24 protein-coding genes are annotated in these 21,566 nt (G+C 70.0%); 10 read left to right on the top strand and 14 right to left on the bottom strand.

The window, feature by feature from the left end:
- The first annotated feature begins 5 nt into the window (after nt 1-5).
- A complete protein-coding gene (locus tag ACFPZ3_RS18370) occupies nt 6-746 on the top strand; it encodes a dienelactone hydrolase family protein (RefSeq protein ID WP_379515346.1) in 741 nt (246 codons plus the stop codon).
- Nucleotides 747-756: 10 nt separating this feature from the next.
- On the opposite strand, the gene ACFPZ3_RS18365 is transcribed toward ACFPZ3_RS18370, so the two are convergent.
- From ACFPZ3_RS18365 to ACFPZ3_RS18345, 5 genes are all read right to left on the bottom strand, one after another.
- The gene (locus tag ACFPZ3_RS18365; protein ID WP_379515345.1) at nt 757-1,842 is read right to left on the bottom strand and encodes a Gfo/Idh/MocA family protein; all 1,086 of its coding nucleotides are present in this window, start codon (nt 1,840-1,842) and stop codon (nt 757-759) included.
- Nucleotides 1,839-2,624, bottom strand: coding sequence for a ThuA domain-containing protein (locus ACFPZ3_RS18360; protein ID WP_379515344.1), 786 nt, complete (start codon nt 2,622-2,624; stop codon nt 1,839-1,841). Before ACFPZ3_RS18360 ends, ACFPZ3_RS18365 begins: the two co-directional genes overlap by 4 nt.
- Nucleotides 2,625-2,645: 21 nt before the next feature.
- Nucleotides 2,646-3,464, bottom strand: a complete 819-nt coding sequence (locus ACFPZ3_RS18355; RefSeq protein ID WP_379515343.1) for a carbohydrate ABC transporter permease — start codon at nt 3,462-3,464, stop codon at nt 2,646-2,648.
- Nucleotides 3,461-4,399 carry a carbohydrate ABC transporter permease gene (locus ACFPZ3_RS18350; RefSeq protein WP_379515342.1) on the bottom strand — a complete coding sequence of 313 codons (939 nt, stop codon included), beginning with the start codon at nt 4,397-4,399 and terminating at the stop codon, nt 3,461-3,463. Before ACFPZ3_RS18350 ends, ACFPZ3_RS18355 begins: the two co-directional genes overlap by 4 nt.
- A gap of 89 nt (nt 4,400-4,488) precedes the next feature.
- Nucleotides 4,489-5,712, bottom strand: a complete 1,224-nt coding sequence (locus ACFPZ3_RS18345) for a sugar ABC transporter substrate-binding protein (RefSeq protein WP_379515341.1) — start codon at nt 5,710-5,712, stop codon at nt 4,489-4,491.
- Nucleotides 5,713-5,992: 280 nt separating this feature from the next.
- On the opposite strand from ACFPZ3_RS18345, the gene ACFPZ3_RS18340 reads away from it, so the two are divergent.
- Complete coding sequence (locus tag ACFPZ3_RS18340) at nt 5,993-7,000, top strand: LacI family DNA-binding transcriptional regulator (protein ID WP_379515340.1); 1,008 nt, start codon at nt 5,993-5,995, stop codon at nt 6,998-7,000.
- 103 nt (nt 7,001-7,103) lie between these two features.
- On the opposite strand, the gene ACFPZ3_RS18335 is transcribed toward ACFPZ3_RS18340, so the two are convergent.
- On the bottom strand, nt 7,104-7,673 hold the full coding sequence (locus tag ACFPZ3_RS18335; protein WP_379515339.1) for a TetR/AcrR family transcriptional regulator: 570 nt from the start codon (nt 7,671-7,673) through the stop codon (nt 7,104-7,106).
- A gap of 83 nt (nt 7,674-7,756) precedes the next feature.
- Between ACFPZ3_RS18335 and ACFPZ3_RS18330 the strand changes: the two genes are divergently transcribed.
- Entirely contained in the window at nt 7,757-8,167 is a 411-nt protein-coding gene (locus ACFPZ3_RS18330; RefSeq protein WP_379515338.1) for an organic hydroperoxide resistance protein, read from the top strand.
- 89 nt (nt 8,168-8,256) lie between these two features.
- Entirely contained in the window at nt 8,257-9,621 is a 1,365-nt protein-coding gene (locus ACFPZ3_RS18325; RefSeq protein ID WP_379515337.1) for a sensor histidine kinase, read from the top strand.
- 2 nt (nt 9,622-9,623) lie between these two features.
- Here ACFPZ3_RS18325 and ACFPZ3_RS18320 read toward each other — a convergent pair whose 3' ends face one another.
- Nucleotides 9,624-11,075 carry a hypothetical protein gene (locus ACFPZ3_RS18320; RefSeq protein ID WP_379515336.1) on the bottom strand — a complete coding sequence of 484 codons (1,452 nt, stop codon included), beginning with the start codon at nt 11,073-11,075 and terminating at the stop codon, nt 9,624-9,626.
- Nucleotides 11,076-11,144: 69 nt separating this feature from the next.
- Complete coding sequence (locus ACFPZ3_RS18315; protein WP_379515335.1) at nt 11,145-12,347, bottom strand: hypothetical protein; 1,203 nt, start codon at nt 12,345-12,347, stop codon at nt 11,145-11,147.
- Between the two features lie 199 nt (nt 12,348-12,546).
- Here ACFPZ3_RS18315 and ACFPZ3_RS18310 point away from each other — a divergent pair, with 199 nt between their 5' ends.
- On the top strand, nt 12,547-12,834 hold the full coding sequence (locus ACFPZ3_RS18310; RefSeq protein WP_379515334.1) for a hypothetical protein: 288 nt from the start codon (nt 12,547-12,549) through the stop codon (nt 12,832-12,834).
- A 44-nt stretch (nt 12,835-12,878) separates the two neighbouring features.
- On the opposite strand, the gene ACFPZ3_RS18305 is transcribed toward ACFPZ3_RS18310, so the two are convergent.
- A complete protein-coding gene (locus tag ACFPZ3_RS18305; RefSeq protein ID WP_379515333.1) occupies nt 12,879-13,223 on the bottom strand; it encodes an STAS domain-containing protein in 345 nt (114 codons plus the stop codon).
- Nucleotides 13,224-13,365: 142 nt separating this feature from the next.
- Between ACFPZ3_RS18305 and ACFPZ3_RS18300 the strand changes: the two genes are divergently transcribed.
- Nucleotides 13,366-13,677 carry a helix-turn-helix transcriptional regulator gene (locus ACFPZ3_RS18300; protein WP_379515332.1) on the top strand — a complete coding sequence of 104 codons (312 nt, stop codon included), beginning with the start codon at nt 13,366-13,368 and terminating at the stop codon, nt 13,675-13,677.
- Here ACFPZ3_RS18300 and ACFPZ3_RS18295 read toward each other — a convergent pair.
- Together ACFPZ3_RS18295 and ACFPZ3_RS18290 are read right to left on the bottom strand one after the other, a co-directional pair.
- Nucleotides 13,671-14,537 (bottom strand): DNA-3-methyladenine glycosylase family protein, encoded by an 867-nt coding sequence (locus tag ACFPZ3_RS18295; protein WP_379515331.1) that lies wholly within the window; start codon nt 14,535-14,537, stop codon nt 13,671-13,673. The genes ACFPZ3_RS18300 and ACFPZ3_RS18295 overlap by 7 nt on opposite strands.
- Before the next feature lie 104 nt (nt 14,538-14,641).
- Nucleotides 14,642-15,280, bottom strand: coding sequence for an O-methyltransferase (locus ACFPZ3_RS18290; protein ID WP_379515330.1), 639 nt, complete (start codon nt 15,278-15,280; stop codon nt 14,642-14,644).
- Nucleotides 15,281-15,332: 52 nt separating this feature from the next.
- On the opposite strand from ACFPZ3_RS18290, the gene ACFPZ3_RS18285 reads away from it, so the two are divergent.
- On the top strand, nt 15,333-15,923 hold the full coding sequence (locus tag ACFPZ3_RS18285; RefSeq protein WP_379515329.1) for a TetR/AcrR family transcriptional regulator: 591 nt from the start codon (nt 15,333-15,335) through the stop codon (nt 15,921-15,923).
- On the opposite strand, the gene ACFPZ3_RS18280 is transcribed toward ACFPZ3_RS18285, so the two are convergent.
- Nucleotides 15,907-16,794: a MerR family transcriptional regulator gene (locus tag ACFPZ3_RS18280; RefSeq protein ID WP_379515328.1), complete on the bottom strand. Its 888-nt coding sequence runs from the start codon at nt 16,792-16,794 to the stop codon at nt 15,907-15,909. The two genes, ACFPZ3_RS18285 and ACFPZ3_RS18280, sit on opposite strands and share 17 nt — an antisense overlap.
- A 34-nt stretch (nt 16,795-16,828) precedes the next feature.
- Nucleotides 16,829-17,533, bottom strand: a complete 705-nt coding sequence (locus ACFPZ3_RS18275; protein ID WP_379515327.1) for an SDR family oxidoreductase — start codon at nt 17,531-17,533, stop codon at nt 16,829-16,831.
- A 94-nt stretch (nt 17,534-17,627) separates the two neighbouring features.
- Here ACFPZ3_RS18275 and ACFPZ3_RS18270 point away from each other — a divergent pair, with 94 nt between their 5' ends.
- The 3 genes from ACFPZ3_RS18270 (at nt 17,628) to ACFPZ3_RS18260 (ending at nt 19,955) form a co-directional block, all read left to right on the top strand.
- Nucleotides 17,628-17,996, top strand: coding sequence for a MerR family transcriptional regulator (locus ACFPZ3_RS18270; RefSeq protein ID WP_379515326.1), 369 nt, complete (start codon nt 17,628-17,630; stop codon nt 17,994-17,996).
- A gap of 113 nt (nt 17,997-18,109) precedes the next feature.
- Nucleotides 18,110-18,922, top strand: coding sequence for a patatin-like phospholipase family protein (locus tag ACFPZ3_RS18265; RefSeq protein ID WP_379515325.1), 813 nt, complete (start codon nt 18,110-18,112; stop codon nt 18,920-18,922).
- A 25-nt stretch (nt 18,923-18,947) separates the two neighbouring features.
- Nucleotides 18,948-19,955, top strand: coding sequence for a 1-acyl-sn-glycerol-3-phosphate acyltransferase (locus tag ACFPZ3_RS18260; protein WP_379515324.1), 1,008 nt, complete (start codon nt 18,948-18,950; stop codon nt 19,953-19,955).
- Here ACFPZ3_RS18260 and ACFPZ3_RS18255 read toward each other — a convergent pair.
- Nucleotides 19,952-21,442 (bottom strand): cobyric acid synthase, encoded by a 1,491-nt coding sequence (locus tag ACFPZ3_RS18255; RefSeq protein WP_379515323.1) that lies wholly within the window; start codon nt 21,440-21,442, stop codon nt 19,952-19,954. The genes ACFPZ3_RS18260 and ACFPZ3_RS18255 overlap by 4 nt on opposite strands.
- Between the last annotated feature and the right edge of the window lie 124 nt (nt 21,443-21,566).

The raw sequence follows: 21,566 nt of genomic DNA, 5'->3' as shown, positions 1-21,566 counted from the left end.
GCGTCGTGATCAAGACTGATTGGGTGGGTTCAGCGGGCGGGCCGGAGCTGCACGTCGCCATGCCCGAAGGGCCGGCGCGCGGGGCCGTGGTCGTGGTGCAGGAGATCTTCGGGGTCACGGCGCACGTACGCGAGGTCTGCGCGGACCTCGCAGGGGAGGGGTACGTCGCCGTGGCCCCCGACCTGTACTGGCGCCGGGCCCGGCGGGCCGAGCACGGCCGGGACGACGGTCTGCGGCTCATGCGCGACCTGCGGCGGGAGGAGGTCCTGGCCGACGTCCTGGCCGCCCGTACGGAGGCCGTCTCGCGGGCGGGCCGGGGCGGCGCCGCCATCGTGGGCCTGAGCCTGGGCGGGCACGTCGCGATCCTGGCCGCGGCCGCCGTGCCGTTCGACGTGGTGGTGGACTTCTACGGCGGGTGGGTCGTGCACGGCGGGATCCCGCTCGCCGACCCCGCGCCGCCCGTGGAGGGGAGCGCGGCCATCGCCGCCCTGGGCGCTTTCGTGCTCGGCTTCGTCGGCGAGCACGATCACCTGGTTCCGCCCGCGGAGTGGCAGGAGTTCGGCCGGCGGCTGACGGCGGCGGGTGTGGCGCACGAACTGGTGAGTTACCCGGAAGCCGGGCACGGCTTCCTGTGCGCCGACCGCCCGGACACCTACGACGCTACGGCCTCAGCCTCCGCCCGCGCCCGCCTGCTCACCGCCCTCCACGACCGCCTGGACCGCCTGGACCGCACGGTCGAGACGTGACCCGGCGCGATCACCGCTCCCGCGCCGGAGACGGGGTGAGAGCGGCCTCGGGGGTTTCCCAGGAGCGTAGTTGCTCCCGGATCTCCTCCCGGACCGGCAGGGCCAGCGCGTCGCGGTACGCCTGATCCAGCAACGCGCCGATCTCCACCCGCTCGCCGCTCTCGGCCGAGCGGACCGCCGCCTCCACCATGGCCAGGCTCCGGATGTTGCGCGCGATGGCCCCGGACGGCTCCACACCCGTGCGAACCGCCTCCAGGAACTCCTCCAGCGCCCCGGCGATCTGCTCACTGGCCCCCGGCGGCACCTCGCTCACACCACCGGCGCTGGAGGTGACGAGTTGTTCACCGTCCCACGTTGAGGTGCCCCCGGCGCCGACGGCCCGCCACTCGCCGTTCCACGACGTCTCCAGCCCGTCCGCGCACCAGCTCCCGGTGTAGACGTAGCGGCTGCCGTCGTCGAACAGGAAGGTCGCCGTCGCGGAGGCGTCCCCGCGATACCAGCTCCAGGCCGGGTTCCAGCTCTCGCACACCACCGACACCGGCTCGGCGCCGAGCAGGTACCGGGCGGCGTCGAAGGCGTGGATGGCCATGTCCACCAGCAGCGGCTGCTCCATCTCCTCGCGGAAGCCGCCGAACCGCGGGCCGCGGAAGAAGCCGGTGGTGAGCAGGCCGGGCGTGCCGATCCGGTCGCGGAACTCGGCGAGCGCGGCGTAGTACCGGCGCGACTGGCTGATCATCAGCAACCGCCCGGCGGCCTCGGCGGCGGCGGCCTGGACGAGCGCCTCGGCCAGGGTGGGCGCGGCCGGCTTCTCGCACAGGACCGGCACCCCGGCGAACAACGCCTCGACGCTGACCTCGGTGTGGGCGGCCGGCACGGTGACGTTCACGACCGCGTCCGGCCCGGTCGCCGTGAGCAGCTCGCCGAGCGAGGCCGACACCTTGGCCTCCCCGCCCACCTCACGCACGGCCGCCTGCGCCCGTTCGACGTCGAGGTCCACCACCCCTGCGAGCTCGACGCCGGGGGCCGCGGTCAAGGTCCGCATCCAGGCCAGGCCCATCGACCCGGCCCCGACCTGTACGACCCGCAAAGGGCTCACGCGTTCTCCTTGTTGTGCATGGCGCCGCGGTACCCCTGCCCGTTGAAGAAGTCGTCCCTGTCGTACCGCAGCAGGGTCGGCACCTCCCGCCGCGCCGGATCGCCGGCCACCCACTCGACCGCGTTGGCGATGACCTGGAGCACGTCGGGATGGTGGTAGACGGGGTAGTCCTGGTCGCCGGGGCTGAAGTAGAAGATCCTGCCGTTGCCGCGGTGGAAGGTGCAGCCGCTGCGGAACACCTCGCCGCCGGTGAAGGAGCTGATGAAGATGAGTTCGTCGGGGGTGGGGATGTCGAACTGCTCGCCGTACATCTCCTGGGCGGGGATCTCGATCGGATGCGGGACGCCGCGGGCGATGGGATGGGTCGGGTTCACCGTCCAGACCAGCTCGCGGTCGTTGTCGCTGCGCCAGCGCAGCGTGCACGTGGTGCCCATGAGCTTGGTGAAGATCTTCGACCAGTGGCCGGAGTGCAGCACGACCAGGCCCATGCCGGACAGGACGTGCCGGTGCACCCGCTCGACCACCTCGTCGGCCACCTCGCCATGGGCCGCGTGCCCCCACCACGTGAGCACGTCGGTGCCGGCCAGCACCTCTTCGCTCAGCCCGTGCTCGGGGTCGTCGAGCGTGGCCGTGGTGACGGCCGCCTTGTCGCCCAGCCTGGCCTCGACGCCCCGGCGGATGGCGTTGTGCATGCCGTCCGGGTAGATCTCGGCCACCTCGGGCTCGGCCTGCTCGTGCCGGTTCTCGCCCCACACCAGGACGTTGATGGATCGAGCGTTCATGGGAAGGTCCTTTCCAAAAGGTCACTTGACGGCGCCGCTGACGGCGCCCGCCGCGATGTAGCGCTGCGCGAATATCAGCAGCAGACCGGCGGGAATGGAGGCGAGCACCGCGGTGGCCATCACGGCGGCCCAGTCCTGCGAGTTCGCGCTGATGTAGTCGTAGATGCCGAGCGTGATGGGCCGGACTTCCGGCGTGCTGGTCAGGGTGAGGGCGAACAGGAAATCGCTCCACGCGGACAGGAAGGTGAACAGGGCGGCGGTCACGATCGCGTTCCTGCTGATCGGTATGACGATGGAGACGAACGCCCGGAGATTGCCCGCCCCGTCCACCAGCGCGGCCTCCACCAGAGCCCCGGGAATGGAGCCCATGAAAGCCCGGATGAGCAACACCGCGAAGGGAATGCCCGCGGCGGTGTTCGCCAGGATCAGGCCGAAGATGGTGTTGATCAGAAAGAGCGAGTTGAACAGCGGATAGAGCGCGTTGGCGATGACCATGGCCGGGATCATCTGCGTGATCAGCAACACCAGCAGGAACACGTTCCCGCCCCGGCTGCGGAAACGCGCCAGCCCGTAGGCGGCCGGGGTGGCGATGAGCAAGGTGAGCACGACGGTCCCGAGGGCGATCAGCAGGCTCGTGACGAAGTTCGGGCCCTGCTCGGTGATGGCCGTGGTGTATCCGGAGAGGTTCAGGTGGAAGGGGAAGAAATCGCTGGTGGCGGCGCCGGAGCTGGCCTGCAGGCTGCTGTTCACCATCCAGTAGACCGGGAAGATCATCACGGCCAGGAAGAAGACGCCCAGCACGGTCATGGGCAGCCGGCGCACGGTCGGGGAGGTGTTCATTCGGTGGGCTCCCGGCGCGAGATGTAGAGATAGACCATGGCGAAGACGAGCGAGACCACGATGAGGATGTTGCTGATCGCGGCGCCCTCGCCGAAGTTGAACTCGATGAACGACTTGTTGTAGGCGTTCGTGGCCAGGGTCTGGGTGGAGTTGGCCGGGCCGCCGCCGGTCAGGCCGAGGATGATGTCGACGACCTTGAGCGTGTAGACGACGCCGAGCACCAGCACGACGCTCACCACGGACCGGATGTTCGGCCAGGTGATGTGCCGGAACGCCCGCCATCCGACCGCGCCGTCCAGCGCCCCCGCCTCGTACAACTCCTTCGGGACCGCCTGCAGGCCGCTGTAGAGGATCGCGACGTTGAACGGGATCCCGAGCCAGATGTTCACGCCGATGACCCCGGCGAGCGCGAGCGTGGGGTCGACCAGCCACGGCACGGCGGGCACGCCGAACAGGCCGAGGAACTGGTTGAGCGCGCCGCTCTCCTGGTCGAGCAGCCATTTCCAGACCGCGCTCGACGCGATCAGGGGCAGCAGCCACGGAAGCAGCAACATCGAGCGCAGGAAACCGCTCAACGGGAAGTTGCGTTTGAAGAACAGCGCCAGCGCGAGCCCGATCACGAACTGGAAGGTGATCGACCCGATCGTGAACAGGGCCGTGTTCACCATGGTCGTGGTGAACAGGTAACTCGACAGGATCGTCACGTAGTTGCCCAGGCCGACCCACGGCGCCTGCCCGCTGTAGAAGGTCGAGGTCGTGTACTCCTGGAAACTCATGACGATGTTCTGGACGACGGGATAACCGAAGAACATCGCCACGAAGACGATCGCGGGCAGGGAGAACAACCACGGCGTGGCGCGCCTCAGCAGGTGCGTCCACAAGGTCTTGCGGCGGTCGCCGGCCGCGGCCGTGAGGGTGAGGTTGGCTGAGGTCACCGAGCCACTCCTTTTCGGCGAATTTCGGCGAATTTCGGGCGAAGTCGAAGAAGTTCGAAAGGAATTTGGGTAGGGGTCTTTTCGAGTGGCTACTCGCCCTGCGCCTGCCGCAGTGCCTGCGCGGGAGTCGCCTTGCCGGTCAGGGCGATCTGTACGGCGTTGTAGATCTTCGTCGCCGCTTTGGGCCAGTCGGGCCCGAGAATCGCCGTGCGCGAGCGCGCCGTCTTCACGGTCGTGACGAACGTGGCCATCGCCGGGTTGGCCTTCGCCGCCTCCTCGGCGACGTCCGGATTCGTGGGCACGGTCTGCGTGATCTTCGCCGTTTCGAGCTGGTGCTCCGGCGAGACGAGGCACTTCACGAACTGCCCGGCCTTGGCCATCTTGGCCGTGTTCCCGGTGCGCGGCACGGTGAAGAGCTCACCGCCGAGCGGGGCGACCGTGGGCTGCGAGGCCAGCCGCGTGGGAACGGTGAACGACCCCCATCGCACGTTCTTCTGCTCCTGCAGCGCGGGGATCTGCCACGGGCCGTTGACCACCATCGCGGCCTTGCCCGCCACGAACTGGTCGTTGACGTCGTCCTGGCTCCAGATGATGGAGCTCCTGGAGATCGACCCGTCATTCTGCAGATCGACCAGGAACCGCAACGCCTGTTCGGTGCCCGGCGTCGTGATGTCCTGCTCCGTGCCGCCGTTGCCCCACATGAACGGCAGGAACTGCCATGAGCCCTCGTAGGTGTTGATGGTGCTCATCGCGAAGCCGTAGTGGTCCGGCGTGGTCAGTTTCCTCGCGGTGGCGCGGAATTCTTCCCAGGTTCTGGGCGGTGTCGTGATTCCCGCGGCCGAGAACAGGTCCTTGTTGTAGAAGATGCTGAGGGTGTTCACGGACGGGGCGAGACCGTACAACGTGCCGGCGTAGGTGCCCGCCTTCACCACGCCGGGCACCATGCCCTCGCCGTGCATGCCGTAGTCGCTCAGCGGGGAGAGCGCGCCGGACTCGGCGATCTGCTGCACGTCGGGATTGTCGAGCATCAGCACGTCGGGCAGGGTGCGGGAGGAGCTCTGCTGGAGCACTTTGGGGATCAGGCCGCGGCCGGGGAGGTGGCTGATCTCGATGTCCACGCCGACGCTCTTCGCGCACGAATGGTAGATCGGATCGCGGACCTCGTCGTAGTAGTCCTGGATGGTCAGCGTGTTCGGGGATTCCGTGTCGGAAGAGGCCGTGCCGCCGCACGCCGTCAGGGTGAGGGGGAACAGGGCCGCCGCCGCGACAGCCGCTCTGGGCGCCTTTCCGGAGCGCTTCCGTGTTGTCTCCATGTGCACCACCTGTGGTGGACGGGGGGCTTTGTGGAAAGCAGTCGGGGGAGGGAGGGCATGCGGCTGCGCTCCCGATGAGGAGGATGGGGGGTGTTTTATGGGGCCACGCGTGGTATGGCCGGTCACTGATCAATCAAAGCGCTTAACCGGCGCTCGCTTGTGCAGTATGTTGCGCCGTTCTGTCTGTGATGTCAACAACAAGTTAAGCGTTTTACTCAAGTCGCCAGGGATATATAGTCGCAGTGCTTCGCGTGCCCGCACGAGTTGGGAGGCGGCATCCATGGTCACGATGCGCGACGTCGCCGAGCGGGCGAACGTCTCGATCGCCACGGTCTCCTTCGTGCTCAACGGCACCAAACGCGTCGCCCCCGCGACCCGGGCCCGCATCGAGGCGGCCATCGAGGAGCTCAACTACCGGCGCAACGTCGTCGCCCGCGCCCTGGCCAGTTCGCGCACGCGCATCCTCGCGCTGCTGCACCCGGATCTGGAGTCCCGGCCGAACGCCACGGTGATCCAGTTCGTCATGGGTGCCGCGCACGGCGCTCGCGAGCGCGGTTACGACCTGGTGTTGTGGCCGGTGAACGACGACGAGCAGATGTCGCACCTGCTCGCCGGGGGCCTTGTGGACGGCGTGCTGCTCATGGAGGTGCAGATCCGCGACTCGCGGGTCGAACGGCTGCTGTCCTCCGGGGTGCCGTTCGTGCTGATCGGGCGGACCGAGAACGACGACCTGCCCTACGTCGACATCGACTTCGCCACCACGATCCACCAGGCCGTCGAGCATCTGCGCTCCTACAGCCACCGGAACATCGCGCTGGTCACGCAGCGGACGAAGGCGTCTCCGGGGAACGAGCCCGGCCGCATCATGCGGGTCGAGTCCGCCTACCTCGGCGCCATCGCGCCCCTTGGCGGGCGGCCCGCCGTCATCACGGTGGAGGGCACCTCGGCCGGCGGGCGGGAGGCCGCGAGCACGCTCCACACCGACTTCCCCGAGGCGACGGCCGTGATCCTGGTGAACGAGGGCGCCTCGGCGGGGCTGGCCAAGGGGGTGCGGGCGCTCGGCCGTACCGTGCCGGAGGAGTTGTCGATCATCTCGGCGGCGACCACGCACGAGTTCGGTGAGATGATCGAGCCGGCCCTGACCGTCATGGCGGCGCCGGCCCCCGAGCTGGGGCGTCTGGCCGCGGACGCGCTGGTCGACCAGCTCGAAGGGGTCCCCGCGTCGCCGCACGTCCTCATCCCGTGCACCCTGGTGCCGGGCCAGTCGGTCGGCCCGGCGCACTTATGACCTAGTTGCCCCTGTTTCGTGACAGATGGGCAGAATGAGGAGACCCGACTGTGGCCGCGCTGACGGCCGGTCGGCCTCTACCGGCTCTTCGACCGCCTCTGACTCACCGCTCCAGCACCTTGTCCAGCGCCTCCCGCACGGCGGCGCGAACGGTGGCCGGATCGTCGAGGTCGAAGCCGACCACGAGCCCGTCCCGCAGCAGCAGGAGCACGTCGGCCGTCAGCTCCGCGCCCGGATGGCCCTCCTCGGCCAGCAGGTCGCGGTACAGGTCGCGGTTCCAGCGGCGGTGCTCGGCGATGGCCTGACGCACCGGATGAGCCGGGTCGGGATATTCGGCCGCGGTGTTGACGAAGGCACAGCCGCGGTAGCCGGGCCCGGCGCCGAACTCGCACATGAACGCGAAGATGGCTCGCAACCGCTCGTACGGGGACCCGTCGCGCATCCCGGCCACCATGGCGCGCTGCATCGAACTCTGCGCGCTCACGTAGGCGCGGACCAGGTCGTCCTTGCTCGGGAAGTGATGGTAGAAGGTCGCCTTCGCGACGCCCGCCTCCGCGATGATCCGGTCGATCCCGACCGAGTGGATCCCTTCCGCGTAGAACAGGCGCCCCGCGGTCTCGAGCACGCGGTCGCGTGCCGGGCTCCGGCGGCCTTCCGACGTTTCTGCGCTCACCCTGTTGACGTTAGCAGACAGACCTGTCTATTATCGAGACATTGCCAGACAGACCTGTCTGTCTACTCGTGAAAGGGCACGACATGAGCATCTACACCGCCATCGCCACCTCCGCCGGACGCGACGCCCGCGCGGTCTCCTCCGACGGTCGCCTCGACGTCAAGCTGGCCCTGCAGAAGGAGCTGGGCGGCGACGGCGAGGGCACCAACCCGGAGCAGCTCTTCGCCGCCGGCTACGCCGCCTGCTTCGCCTCGGCGATGCGGCTGGTGGCCGGGCAACAGGGGCTCGATGTCTCGGACGCCGCGGTCACCGCCGAGGTCGGCCTGTCACCCAACGGCAAGGGCGGCTTCCAGCTTGAGGCGACACTCCGCGTCGAACTGCCCGACGGCATCGCGCCGGAGGCGGCCCGCGAACTCGTCGAGGCCACCCACCAGGTCTGCCCGTACTCCAACGCCACCCGCGGCAACATCCCGGTCACCCTGGTCGTCGAGTAGCGCGGCGGACGGACCGGATTTGTCGAGGAATCTCCCGAGGTTAGCGGCGAAGGGGATCACTGTGATCTTCTGGTCCTCGGGGGAGTGGCGTGAGCACACGGTTGGGCCGGTCGCTGCGGACGAGGCTGGCGCTGTTCGCCAGTATCGCGATGGTGCTGCTGAACATCGTCGTCAGCGTGTTCGTGATGTACGGCATCCGCAACGAAGTGGCCGACATCCGGGCACACGAGGTGCAGGGCAGAGCCGTCCACGTACTGCTCATGATCAAGCACGGCAACCTGTCCCGGGACCTGAGGTACGAGGGGCTCGACGCCATCCAGGTGATCGACCCGAGCGGCCGCCCGGTCGCCTGGACGCCCAACCTGGCCGGCCAGCCGCGTCAGACGTCGGCCATCCCCCACAGCGACCAGGCCAACGACTTCCGCGAGTTCTGCGACCTGCCCGCCTTTCCCCGCACGTGCAAGATCGTGGTGGCCGTGGTCGCGTACCAGCCGGAAGGCGACTGGATCATCTACGCCTTCGCCCCCGCGGTCCCCTGGTACGTCAGCCCGCAGTTCATCCTGTTCCAGGTCTGTCTGACCGGGGGGCTGGTCGCCCTGACCTGGTTCGGGGTGTCACGCGTGGTGGCCAAGACGCTCGCGCCGGTCAGCCGCATCACCAGGAAGCTGGCCGAGATCAGCGCGGGCGGCGGCGGGATGAGCATCCCCGTGCCGGAGAACGACGACGAGATCAAGGCCCTGGCCGAGACCGGGAACCAGATGCTCGGGCGGCTGGAGTCGGCGCTGCACCAGCAGCAGGTGGCGATGGAGCGGCAGCGCAGGTTCGCCGCCGACGCCTCGCACGACCTGCGCAGCCCGATCACCGCCGCGCGCGCACAGGTCGAGGACGCCCTGCTGTACCCCGAGGACGCCGACTGGCAGGAGACGGGCAACGAGGTGCTGGACAGCCTGGACCGGCTCCAGGCCATCGTGGCGGACCTGCTCACGCTGACCAAGATGGACGCGGGCGCCCCCGACCGCCGCGAGCCCCTGGACCTGAGCGAGCTCGTCGCCGCCGAGACCGCCAGGCCGCGCTCCAAGCAGGTCGTCACCACCCTGCAGACGGGCGTGGTCGTCACGGGCGACCGGCTGCAACTGGCCCGCCTGCTGACGAACCTGCTGGACAACGCGGAACGGCACGCCGAGTCGAAGATCATCGTGACCTTGCGGCGGCTGGACGGCGAGGTCGTGGCGGAGGTGCTGGACGACGGCGCGGGCATAGCGCCCGACCAGCGGGAGATCGTCTTCGAGCGCTTCACCCGGCTGGACGCCTCACGCAGCAGGGACGCCGGTGGCACCGGGCTCGGCCTGCCCATCGCCCGCGAGATCGCCACGGCCCACCTCGGGACGCTGTCCATCGAGGACTCCGACACCGGTGCGCGTTTCGTGCTGCGCCTGCCGGTTCTGGAGGATTGAGGTCATCGGGGCTGGTAGGCGTACCAGTTGCCCGTCAGCCGCCCCCTTCCCCACGTCCGGAGCGGCGCCGGGACCGTACGGCCCTCGGCGACGGCGACCACGTTCTTCCCCGAGCTGAGGACCGGGGCCGGGGCCTGCGCCGGCCAGCGCAGGACCGGGTAGCCGTCGCAGCCCATCCGGTAGGCGATCATCACCGCGTGCTCGCCGTACACCAGGCAGGGCGGGCGGACGTTCAGGGCGCGCAGGGCTTCGGCGACCTCGACGTCGGACCCCCGCATGGACAGCCGGTGGGAGACGATCTTCTCCAGGGTGAGCCCCTGCAGGACGAACTGGGCGAGCACGCCCGCCGCTGCGAGCCCGGCGGCCGGGCGTCCTTTCAGCGACAAAAGGGCGTGCGCGATGGGGAAGACCAGCAGCGCGTACGCGGGCAGCAGGAAGCGGGGGGCCGCGTAGCCGACCAGGAAGACGTACGGGACGGCCAGCGTCAGGCCGCAGATCGCCGGCAGCGCGCACTCGGGCAGGCGGTCACGGCGGGCGGCGGCGTACAGGCCGAGCAGGACGAGGACGGGGATCGCCAGCCACCACACCAACCAGGGCCAGACGACGGGCCCGCAGTGCGCGGGAGGGCGGCAGAGCAGCGGGCCGTTGAGCGCGCGGATGTGGTCGAGGAGCGTGACGTGCAGACCGGTCTCGTTCGCCGCGCCGGCGGCCTGCCAGCGCGCGGCGAACCCGCCGAACCGCACGTACGCCTCCACGATCCAGTCGGCCCAGCCCACCACCAGCCCCGCCACGAGCGCCACCCCGGCCCGGACCCACCGCCGACCGTCCCCGACCCCGTCCCTGACCTTGTCCCCGTTCCCGTCCAGCGGTGGTCCGGGTCTGATCAGCCGCCATGCGGGCCTGGCCAGCGCCAGCGCGAGCGGCAGGACGAGCCAGATGCTGTCGGGCGGCCGGAGCAGGGCCACGGCGGCCACGCTCACCGCCAGCCCGACCGCCGCACCCCGCCCGCTGTCCGGCCGCGCGCAGCGCAGGAAGCAGCCCACGGCGGCCACCGCGCCGAAGGCCACCCACAAGTTCGGCATGGCCTCGTTCCCGTAGAAGACCGCCAGCCACGTGGAGGCGAACAGCAGGGCCGCGAGGGGCGCCGTCGCGCCGGGACGTATCCGCAGCCAGGTGCCGAACGACACGTACAGCCCCAGGGCGGACAACACGCACAGGTAGACCCGCAGCGCCTCGGTGGAGGAGGTGACCAGCACCACCGGCGCGACGAGCAGCGTAATCCCCCGGGCCCTGGGCGCGATGAACTCGGCCGCGGGAACCCGCGGATCGACCTGGCTGACGTACACGACCTCGTCCCACCCCAGCCCCATCCCGGGAGAGACCGCGATCAGTTGCACGATGCCGTAGCAGAGCGCCACCAGGAGCAGCGCCCACCGCGAACGCAGTGATGTCACCGGCCTGTTCTTAGTGCCGGGCACGGCCCCGGGGGCGGCCACAACGGCGAAAGTATGCCCGCCCATGACTCAGCGGTGGTCCGCCAGGCTGCCCACGGGGTGCTCACCCTCGGTCTGCAGCCGATACTCGTGGCCGGACCGCTCCCGGTTGTCCTCGATGACCCGCTCGGACGGCGCCTTCTCGCCACCCATGATCGCCTCCCGCATCCTCTCGAACCGTTCGTGGGCCGCCCGCACGTAACCGGTGCCCAGGGTGGTGTAGTCGATCTGGGTGGCGAGCAGCTCGCGCAGGTAGGCCTTGTTCGGCTCGAAAGTGACGGGCGCGGGCAGTTCGGGGGCGCACACCTGCTCCGGGTCACGTCCGTCGTGCTTCTTGAACAACTCGGCGGCCAGCCGCAGGTGCTCCAGCTCCATGTTGAGATGCAACTCCCAGATGGCCCTCACCTTGGGGTCGGACTCGGTCTCCATGAACGAGTGGTACAGGTAGCACTCGTTGTACTCGTGGTTGAGCAACCTCTCCCACCAGCTCTCACCCGGGTCCACCAGGGACTCGTAGTGGGTGACGTGCTCCTCCTCGATGAGGCCGATCTCCTGGTAGAGCTGCCGCGCGATCGGCTCCATGTACATGGGGCCGACGTTCATGTAGAAGTTCATCGTCTGCTGCTCGGCCGACATGATCGTCAGAGCGTGCAGTTTGCTGACCGGCGCGGTGTTCTCCCTGTTGTACGGCTCGCGCACGTTGTCCATCGGGTCACGGTGGTGCAGGTGCGCCGGCCGTCCCGGCATGACCTCGGTGAGCCCGTCGACGATCTTCTCGGCCTTGCGGCGCTCGATCATCTCGTACAGGTTGGCGTACCGGTAGAGATGGTCGAAGTCCTCCAGCACCCCGAACTGGTAGGCCTGCTTCAGGTACGCGTCCGGCTCCATCCTGGCGACCCACGCCGTCAGGTCCACCGCCACCTGCTCGTAGGCGATCGTCATCTCCAGCACCGACGACACCCCGGGCAGCAGCCAGCCGACCACTTTCTGCTGCTGCGCCTCGATGTAGCGCACCCGCGCCAACTGCTGCCTGACCTCCAGGTCGGGGCAGTGGCGGGCGAGCCGGTGGCTGAACTGGATCGCCTCCACCTCGATCCCGTTCATCGCGATGACCCGGCACCGCGTGTACGGATCGGCATGGTCGGGATCGATCGGCGTGACGTTCAGCTCCCGCCAATTACGCAGTTGCCCGTCCAGCGGGATGCCCCGCTCCCGCAGTGGATCGAAGGTCATGTGCGTGCGCTCCTTCGCGCCGGTCCGAGAATGTGCCCCATCGAGGGCTTCCCTGCCGGGCCTCTGGCCGCTCCCGCCGAACGCTCCGCTTTCGGTAATGATCACGCCCAAGGGCGGCGCTGCCTGCGGAATGACTGACTCGTCGTAGATCGGGGCATGCATCTCCGGACCAGATTTGCGTGACCGGAGGGAGAGCCACATGGACCAGCGGAGGACCGGCAGCCGGAAGATTCACTCCGCCGAGGGAGAAGTGCCCGCCCGCCTCCGGTGCACCCCTCCCGCCGCCGCTGAGCTGTACGAGATCGCCGTCCTGGACACCACCGGCGGCGACGGGGAGGCGCGCTGGCACACGATCGGCTGGGGCGTGGACCTGGGCGAGGCCGACAGCATCGCCGAGTCGTACGTGACCCGCACGCTGTGCCCGTACGATGAGGCCCGGATCCGCCGCAACGGCCATCTCGTGGGGGTGCACCGCCGACCGGCGTGACCCTGTCTACCGGCGTGACCCCGTCGCCGGCGTGACCCTGCCGGTCAGGCGCTCTTCTGCACGGCCGCGATGGCCTGCTCCACATGGTCGTGCAGCGTCACCGCCCGCCCGGCGCCGGTGATCTCCAGCAGCCGGGCCGGCATCGACTGCAGCGCGGCCAGATGGACGCTGACGCCGTGTGCCCGGGCGAGCGTGGCGGCGGCGAGCAGGACCGCCAGGCCCGAGCTGTCCAGGAAGGTCAGCTGACTCATGTCCATGATCAGATGGTCGTTCAGGTTCCGTCGCTGCCGGTCGATGTAGTCCTCCAGCACGCCGGATGTGGTGGTGTCCACCTGCCCCGTGATGGTGATGATCGTGGCCCCTGACAGGTGGCGACAGGTGAGGTGCACGGGCACTCCCGAGGGTGAGCGGCCGATGGTGACGAACGGTAACCGCGGCGACGCCTGCCGTTGCGGCATACTATAAGCCCGTCGATAGATACCGGAAAGACATTTCGTCATAGGATCTTCAGATAATGAAGAGGCCCAGGCTGTGACCGCTGACCACTCCAGTTGGACGTTCCTCACCCATCACGCGCGAGTGCTCGTGGAGATCGCGAAGGATCCGGGCATCCGGCTGCGCGACATCGCCGTCGGCATCGGCATCACCGAGCGGGCCGTCCAGGGCATCGTGCGCGACCTCTACCAGGCCGGCTACCTCACTCGCGACCGGGTCGGGCGGCGCAATCACTACAGCCTCAACCTCGAGCAGCACTTTCGTTATCCGACGGAGGCCGGCATGCCCGTCCGCCTCCTGATCGACCTGTTCGCCGAGCACGACCTGCCGGACGGAGACACTCAGTAGGCGGTCGCCCGGAAGAGGAAGGAGGCCCAGGAGCGGTAGGGCCGCCAGGTCTCGGCCAGCCTCCGGTAGGCGGACGGGGCGGTGTCCTCCGGCAGCCCGTAGGCCTCGCGCAGGATCCCGAAGAGCCGCGGTTCGTCACCCGGGAACGCGTCCGGCACGCCCGCGCCCCTGATCAGGATCAGGCCCGCCGAGAACGGCCCCACACCGGGCAGGCCGCGCAGCTCGGCCAGGGCCTCCTCCGGGGCGAGCGAGCGCAGATGCTCGGTGGTGAGCACGCCATCGAGCGCCGCCCTGGCCAGCCCGCGCAGCCACTCCTCCTTCTGGACGGGAAGTCCGAGGCCGCCCGCGTCCACGAGCGAGACGGGCGGCGGGAAGGCCGGGTAGGGCCGCCCGTCCACGACGACCTGCGCGCCGTGGCGTTCCGCGATGCGCTGCTTGATCCGGGAGGCGATGAGCATCGACGAGCGTTGCACGATCACCGCCCAGCACGCCGCCTCCCACGGGCTCCAGAAGCACACCGGCCGCAGCCCCGGCCGCGCCCGCTGCAGGTCGCCGAGCACCGGGTCGGCCGCACCCACCTCGGCGAACCCGGCTCCGTCCACGTCGAGCGAGAGGATGCGCGCCACCTCGCCCCGGATCCCGGGCCCGGCGGCCCGCGTCGTGGTGACGGCGACCCCGCCCGGCGCGGCCGTCACGCTCACGCCGATCGGCCGCCAGTCGGACTCCGCGCAGTAGGCGAAGCGCAGCGCCCGGCCGTCGGAGGGCAGCGCGCTGGTGGCGGGCCAGTCCTCGACGAAGCGCAGCGAGTCGGCGAAGTCGAACGGGCCTTCTGCGGTGAGCGTGAATCCGTGCGTGGTCATGCGCGTATGGTAGGCAACCCCGCCGACAACGCCCGACCTGCCCGGCGCGAATCCGGTCGTGGGTCACCACTGCCTACCTGGCCACTCCAGCCGGTGGAGCGGGTTCAGAGCCGGCAGCTGATCTCCATGCCGTCCTCCACGGGGAAGGTGACGCTCTGGTATCCGTTGGCCGGGTCGCGGACGTAGTCGAGATAGGGCCGCAGGCTGTCCAGGTTGACGTCGTCGGCGACGACGAGCGTGCCGGGGGCGAGCCGGGGCTCCAGCAGGCGCAGCACGGGCAGGCAGAGATTCTTCCAGCCGTCCAGCAGGACGAACTCCGGCGGGTCCGCGAGGCCGGCGAGGGTGTCGCGGGCGTCCCCCTCCAGCACGGTGATCAGGTTGTCGAGGCCCGTCTCCGCGAACGTCCGGCGGGCCGCGGTGATCTTGTCCTTGCTCATCTCCGTGGTGACGACGCGTCCGGCGCCGTTGTCGCGTACGGCGGCGGCCAGGTAGAGGGTCGAGATGCCGTACGAGGTGCCGAACTCGACCACCGTGGCCGGGCGGGTGGCCCTGACCAGGTTGTACAGCAGCTTGCCGCCGTCGGCGGAGATCGGCATGTAGATCGCGGCCAGCGCGTCGGCCAGCTCCTGGGCCGTCGTCGCCCCGTCCTCGACCACCTGGTCGGCGTCGTGGGCCGCCGCGTTGAACATCCGGGTGAGAGCCTGTGCCACTCGCGGGTCGGCGAGCGTGTTGGTGTAGGTCATGACCCCTAGAGTAGACGCAACGTCGCGTCTACTCTAGGGGTATTCTGGTGACATGCGACGTCATCACGGCAACCGGCACGGGCGCAGCGAAGAGGCCCGCCAGGCGGTGCTGGAGGCCGCCGACGACCTGCTCGCCGAGAAGGGCTTCGCGGGCTTCACCATGGAGGGCCTCGCGACCAGGGCCGGGGTCGCCAAGCAGACCGTCTACCGCTGGTGGGGCAGCAAGACCGCGGTGCTCATGGACGCGTTCGTCACGGACATGGCAGAGGAGCTGACGCCACCCGACTTCGGCGGCCTCGCCCTCGACCTGCCCGCCTACCTCGCCCGGCTGGCCCATGTGCTGAGCGGGACCGACACCGGGGCCGTCTTCAAGGCCCTGATCGCCCAGGCCCAGCACGATCCGGCCTTCGGGGCGGAGTTCCGGGCCCGGCACATCGACGAGCAGCGCCGCCGCGACCGGCTGCCGCTCGAACGGGCGGTGCGACGGGGCGAGCTGCCCGCCGACCTCGACGTGGCGGCCGAGACCGACCGGCTCGTGGGGCCCCTCTACTACCGCGTCCTGGTCACCGACGAGCCGGTCGGGCCCGGCTACACCGACCGGCTCGCGGAGGACTTTCTGCGCCGCGTCAGCGGGCCGGGTTGATCTGGGCAGAAGAGCTCAGCGCCGCGGCGAACCAGTCGAGCGCGGGGGTGAGGCTGTCAGGGGGTGGCCAGCCGTTGATCACGGCGAGCAGGCTCACGTACCGTTCCCTGCGGGGGTCGTTGGCCTCCTCCAGCCGGGCGAGCAGGGAGGGGCCGTCGACTCCGCAGGCGTCGACGAGCGCCGTGACGTACGGCTCTGCCTCGGGGGAGGCCGGGTCGACGCCGGCCGCCAGGGCGGGGACGGCGTGGTCGCGGGCCAGTGCGGCGGGGTCAGGGCGCAGCCCGGTCTGCTGCCAGCGGTCGGCCAGGCGGCGCAGGCGGGCGCGGAAGTCCTGGTCGCGGGAGAGCTCGGCCAGTTCGACCCACGCCTCCACCTGCTCCGGCTCGGGGTCGTCCGGCAGTTCGGGGGTCATCGACGCGGCGAAGCCGGCGTTGAGGTCCCCGAACGCGGCGGCGAGGAAGTCGCCGATCAGGCGCTGGCGCTCCTCTTCCGACAACTTGGCGAGTTCGTGCATCAGGTTGGTCTCCTCAGGGGTGGAACCGTGCCTGGCCACCGCCGTCAGCACCGCGCGCCGCAGCTTCAGCGTGCGGATCTGGGCCCGCAGGGCCTCGGCGTGCGCCGCGGCGACCTCGGGGAGCGAGATCTCCCGGTCCACGACCCGGCGGATCGTGGGCAGGTCCAGGCCGAGGTCGCGCAGCGTGCGGACGAGGTCCAGGCGGGCGGCGGCGGCGAGGTCGTACAGGCGGTAGCCGGCCGGGCTGCGGCCGGTGGGGGGCACGATCCCCTGATCGGAGTAGAACCGGATGGTCTTGACCGTCAGCCCGGTGCGCCGGGCCAGGTCGCCGATCGAGTAGAGCGTGTCCCCGTCCATGGCTCCTACTCTCGCGTCTCCCCTGACTGGAGACTCAAGAGGCGGCGTAGAACAGGCTCGGATCGCCCGCCAGAGACGCCTTGACCCTGGCGCTCCACTCGTCCACGACGACCTCGATGTGGCCCGCCTCCACACCGTCGAGCGCGGCGCGGGACACCTCGGCGGGGTCGATCGCGTCGCCCTCGTACCCGGACCTGGCGAGCATGTCGGTGGCCGCGGCGCCCAGGTGCACGCCGGTGACCAGGGTGCCCTGGCCGCGGAGCTCCAGGCGGACGCCGTTGGTGAGGCTCCACTCGGCCGCCTTCGCCGCGCTGTAGGCGTTGGACCCGTCGTAGGAGAACCACGACAACGCCGACAGGACGTTCACGATCGCGCCGCCGCCGCCCGCGCCGAGGATGGGGGCGAACGCGCGCACCATGCGGAGCGTGCCGTAGTAGTGGGTGTCCATCTCCAGGCGAATCTTGTCCAGGTCGGCATCGATGAGGTTCGCGTACGTGGCACTGCCGGCGTTGTTGATCAGCAGGGTGACGTCCTGGGCGGCCTCGGCCGCCGCCGTCACCGCCGCGGGGTCGGTGATGTCCAGCTTCAACGCCTCCACGCCGGGGATGTCGACGAGTTCGGGGTTCCGGGCGGTCGCGTACACCTTCTTGGCGCCTCTCTCCAGCAACTGCTGGACGAAGTGACGGCCGATGCCGCGGTTGGCGCCGGTCACGAGGGCTACGGAGCCGGAAATCTGCATGGCTGCCTCCTGGCAGTTCTCAGGTGTTCGTCGTTCGCGGCTACGCTAAGACCTGACGTTGACGTCAGAGGCAAGGATTGTGAGGGGGATCACCATGCGCATCGGCGAACTCGCCGCCCGCACGGGAGCGAGCGTGCGGGCGCTGCGTTACTACGAGGAGCAGCACCTGCTCGGCTCGGAGCGCAGTCAAAGTGGGCAGCGGGTCTACTCGGAGAGCGCGGTCGAGCGGGTGTGGCTGATCCAGCAGCTCTACGCGGCGGGGCTGGCCAGCCGGTCGATCGAGCCGCTGATGCCGTGCGTGGTGTCAGGCGAGGTGACGCCCGAACTGCTCGAACGGCTGCGGGCGGAGCGGAACCGCATCGACACGAAGATCGGCGACATGGTGAAGACCCGCGGCAAGCTCGATTCCATCATCGACGCGGCCGCCGCGGCGGCCCACGAGGGCAAACCCTGCCCGAGGTGAGGAGTTCCGGGAGCGGGGGCGGACGAGGTGGGTAAGATCCGGGCGTGAACGGGCCGGGTGACGCGGCTCAGGCGTCCAGGCGGGTCGTGCCCGGCGCCCGAAGGAGGAGTCGCGTGGAGACCGCGTACGTGCTCGGAGGCGGCGGTGTGCTCGGCGCGCACGAGGTCGGCATGTTGCGGGCGCTCGACGAGGCCGGCATCCGTCCCGATCTCGTGGTGGGCACCTCCGTCGGGGCGCTGAACGGCGCGGTCATCGCCGCCGCCCCCGCCGAGGCCGTGGCCAGGCTGACGGACTTGTGGCGGTCCGACATCGTCCGCACGGCCTTCGCCGGCTCCTGGGTGACCCGGCTGTCCACGCTGGCCAAGACGCGCACCCACCTGCACCCGAACGGCCCGTTGCGCGGCGTTCTGAGCGAGACCGTGCGGGTCGAGCGGATCGAGGAGCTGGAGGTGCCCTTCCAGTGCGTGGCGGCCTCGGTCGAGCGCGCGGCGGCCCACTGGTTCACCGGCGGGCCGCTGGTGGAGGCGGTGCTGGCCTCGTGCGCGGTGCCGGGGCTGCTGCCGCCCGTGGTGATCGGCGGCGAGCACTTCTACGACGGCGGGCTGGTGCACAGCATCCCGATCGGGCGGGCCGTGCTGCTCGGGGCCAAGCGCGTCTACGTGCTGCACGTCGGCAGGATCGAGCGGCCGCTCTCCCCGCCCAGGCGATTCTGGGAGGTGGGCATGGTGGCGTTCGAGATCGCCAGGCGGCACCGGTTCGCCGAGGACCTGGCCACGCTGCCGCCGGGGGTCGAGGTGCACGTGTTGCCCGCGGGGGTGACCGAGGCGGTCTCCCCGCTGCGCTATCGCGACGTGTCGCAGATCTCGGCCTCGATCGAGCGGGCGTACGTGGCGTCTTCCCGCTACCTGCGGAACAGGGCAGGATGAAAGCACATCATCGAGGGAGGCCACGGTGCTTCCACCACGAATTTTCCGCAGACTCGTCCTGGCTCCTCTGGTCATCGTGGCGACCGTGTTCATGCTGGTGACGTTGCCGTTCTGGCTCGTCGTCACGGCCGCCGCGTCTCTTCGGCTGCCTCCGCCGCAGCGCAGGGGTGCCAGGTTCGTCTGGTTCGGGGTGGTGTGGCTGACGCTGGAGTCGGCCGTGCTGATGGCCTGCCTGTGGTTGTGGGTGGCGGGCGGGGCCCGGCGTCAGGAGCGGCACTACGGGCTGATCCGGTGGTTCCTGCAGAAGGTGTACGCGGCCGCGGTGCGGATCTTCCGGCTGACCATGGACATCGAGGAGCCGGAGCTGACGGCGGACGAACGTTCTGCCCGGCTGACCCGCCCGATCATCGTGTTGTCCCGGCACGCGGGACCAGGCGACTCCTTCTTGCTGATCTATCACCTCCTGGCCGGCTACCAGCGGCGGCCGCGCATCGTCATGAAGGCCGCCCTCCAGTACGACCCCTCGCTCGACGTGGTCATCAACCGGCTGCCGAACGCGTTCGTCCCCCGCAAGTCCGGACAGACCCGCATCATCGACGAGATCCGCCGCCTCTCCGCGACGATGGAGGACCAGGACGCCCTGGTGATCTTCCCCGAGGGCGGCAACTTCACCCCGCGCCGGCGGCGGCTGGCGATCAGGCGGCTGGAGGAGAAGGGGCTGGCCGAGGAGGCGAAGCGGGCGCGCGGCATGGACCACCTGCTCCCGCCCCGCCCGAACGGGGCCATCGCGGCCATCGAGGCGTGCCCTTCCGCCGATGTCATCTTCGTGGCGCACACGGGGCTCGACGATCTGATCACGATGGGGGATGTCTGGCGCAAGCTGCCCCTGAGCGCTCACATCACCGCGAAGTGGTGGCGGGTGCCCGCCGACCAGGTGCCCACGGCCAGGGAGGAGCGGATTCGCTGGTTGTACGACCACTGGGAGCAGATCGACTCCTGGATCAGCGCCCAGCGCCTGGCCCGCACCCCCTAGGCGGCCGGCGCTCCCGGTGGCAGGGTGGGCAGGCCGCGCGGTGGGCCGTGCCGGATGAGGCCGAGCAGCGCGTCCGTGTCCATGTGCTGTTCCACCAGGTCTCCCAGCGCGTCGAGCCGTTCCTCCCGCAGCTTGGCGAAGTCGGTCGCGGGGTCGGGGACGAAGGCGCGCCCGGCCCGCGTGGCCACGTCGGCCAGGAAGGCGCGGCGGAAGCCGTCGTTCTCCAGGGCCCCGTGCCAGGTGGTGCCCCAGACGTTCCCGGCCCGGCAGCCGTCCAGGAAGGGCTCGCCGCCTTCCACCGACGCCACCCCGTGGTGGATCTCGTACGCCCGCACCGCCTGCCCGTACGCCATCCCCTCGGGCCTGGCCAGCCGCTTGTCCGGCCCGAACGTGACCCGTACCGGCAACATCTCGAGCCCCTCGACCCGGCCGGCCCTCGACTCGACGTCGTCCACGATCTCGCGCCCGAGCATCTGGAACCCGCCGCAGATCCCGAGAACGGGCCCCGTCCGCGCACGGATCGCCGCCGCCAGGCCGCGCTCGCGGAGCCAGGCGAGGTCGGTGACCGTGGCGCGGGAGCCGGGCAGCACCACCAGGTCGGCGTCGTCGAGTTCGGCCGGATCGCTCACGAAACGCACCACGACCCCCGGCTCGGCGGCCAGCGCGTCCACGTCGGTGAAGTTCGAGATGCGCGGCAGCCGTACGACCGCCACCCGCAGGGTCTGCCTGCCGTGCGGCCCGCGTACCGGGATCCGGCGGCTGTCCAGGTCGAGCGAGTCCTCGACGTCCATCCAGAGCCCGTCGAGCCAGGGGAGCACCCCGTACACCTCCCGCCCGGTCAGCCGTCGGAGCTGGTCGAGGCCGGGTTCCAGCAGTTCCTTCGCACCGCGGAACTTGTTCACGACAAATCCGGAAATGTGGGATTGGTCGGCATCGTCGAGGAGGCCCACCGTGCCGTAGAAGGCGGCGAACACCCCGCCCCTGTCGATGTCGCCGACCACGATCACGGGCAGGTTCGCCGCCCTGGCCAGGCCCATGTTCGCGATGTCCCCGCGACGCAGGTTGATCTCGGCCGGGCTGCCCGCCCCCTCGCACACCACCACGTCGTACTGCTTCCGCAGCCGCCCGAGCGCCTCCAGCGCCGTGGCGCGCAGCAGGTCCTTCAGCGCCCCGTACTCCATGGCGTCCACGTCCGCCACCGGCCTGCCCATGAGCACGACCTGGCTGCGGCGGTCGCTGCCCGGCTTGAGGAGGATCGGGTTCATGTCGGCGACGGGTTCGAGGCCGGCGGCCTGCGCCTGCACGGCCTGGGCCCGGCCGATCTCGGCCCCGTCGGCGGTGACGTACGAGTTGAGCGACATGTTCTGGGCCTTGAACGGCGCGACCCGCACGCCCCGGCGGGCCAGCCAGCGGCAGATCCCGGCCGTGACCACGCTCTTGCCCGCGTCCGACGTGGTGCCCGCGACGAGTAGTGCCCCCTTGACCATGCGATCACCGTATCGGAGCGGAATAGCGGGAAATTTCGCTGTAACCACCCATTTACGAACGCTGTGACTTCTGCCACAGTGGCTAGAACATTCCCCTAGAACGTAATTCTAGATTCCCCTACGG

It is taken from the genome of Nonomuraea insulae, assembly GCF_042656245.1.
Note: the sequence above shows the minus strand (reverse complement) of the source record. Positions and strands in the feature narration are given on the sequence as shown.

What these genes read in the sequence shown, in the direction of transcription:
- ACFPZ3_RS18360 (WP_379515344.1), bottom strand. Translation starts at nt 2,624, where the DNA reads ATGAACGCTCGATCCATCAACGTCCTGGTGTGGGGCGAGAACCGGCAC.
- ACFPZ3_RS18355 (WP_379515343.1), bottom strand. Translation starts at nt 3,464, where the DNA reads ATGAACACCTCCCCGACCGTGCGCCGGCTGCCCATGACCGTGCTGGGC.
- ACFPZ3_RS18345 (WP_379515341.1), bottom strand. Translation starts at nt 5,712, where the DNA reads ATGGAGACAACACGGAAGCGCTCCGGAAAGGCGCCCAGAGCGGCTGTC.
- ACFPZ3_RS18340 (WP_379515340.1), top strand. Translation starts at nt 5,993, where the DNA reads ATGGTCACGATGCGCGACGTCGCCGAGCGGGCGAACGTCTCGATCGCC.
- ACFPZ3_RS18330 (WP_379515338.1), top strand. Translation starts at nt 7,757, where the DNA reads ATGAGCATCTACACCGCCATCGCCACCTCCGCCGGACGCGACGCCCGC.
- ACFPZ3_RS18315 (WP_379515335.1), bottom strand. Translation starts at nt 12,347, where the DNA reads ATGACCTTCGATCCACTGCGGGAGCGGGGCATCCCGCTGGACGGGCAA.
- ACFPZ3_RS18310 (WP_379515334.1), top strand. Translation starts at nt 12,547, where the DNA reads ATGGACCAGCGGAGGACCGGCAGCCGGAAGATTCACTCCGCCGAGGGA.
- ACFPZ3_RS18295 (WP_379515331.1), bottom strand. Translation starts at nt 14,537, where the DNA reads ATGACCACGCACGGATTCACGCTCACCGCAGAAGGCCCGTTCGACTTC.
- ACFPZ3_RS18290 (WP_379515330.1), bottom strand. Translation starts at nt 15,280, where the DNA reads ATGACCTACACCAACACGCTCGCCGACCCGCGAGTGGCACAGGCTCTC.
- ACFPZ3_RS18285 (WP_379515329.1), top strand. Translation starts at nt 15,333, where the DNA reads ATGCGACGTCATCACGGCAACCGGCACGGGCGCAGCGAAGAGGCCCGC.
- ACFPZ3_RS18280 (WP_379515328.1), bottom strand. Translation starts at nt 16,794, where the DNA reads ATGGACGGGGACACGCTCTACTCGATCGGCGACCTGGCCCGGCGCACC.
- ACFPZ3_RS18275 (WP_379515327.1), bottom strand. Translation starts at nt 17,533, where the DNA reads ATGCAGATTTCCGGCTCCGTAGCCCTCGTGACCGGCGCCAACCGCGGC.
- ACFPZ3_RS18270 (WP_379515326.1), top strand. Translation starts at nt 17,628, where the DNA reads ATGCGCATCGGCGAACTCGCCGCCCGCACGGGAGCGAGCGTGCGGGCG.
- ACFPZ3_RS18255 (WP_379515323.1), bottom strand. Translation starts at nt 21,442, where the DNA reads ATGGTCAAGGGGGCACTACTCGTCGCGGGCACCACGTCGGACGCGGGC.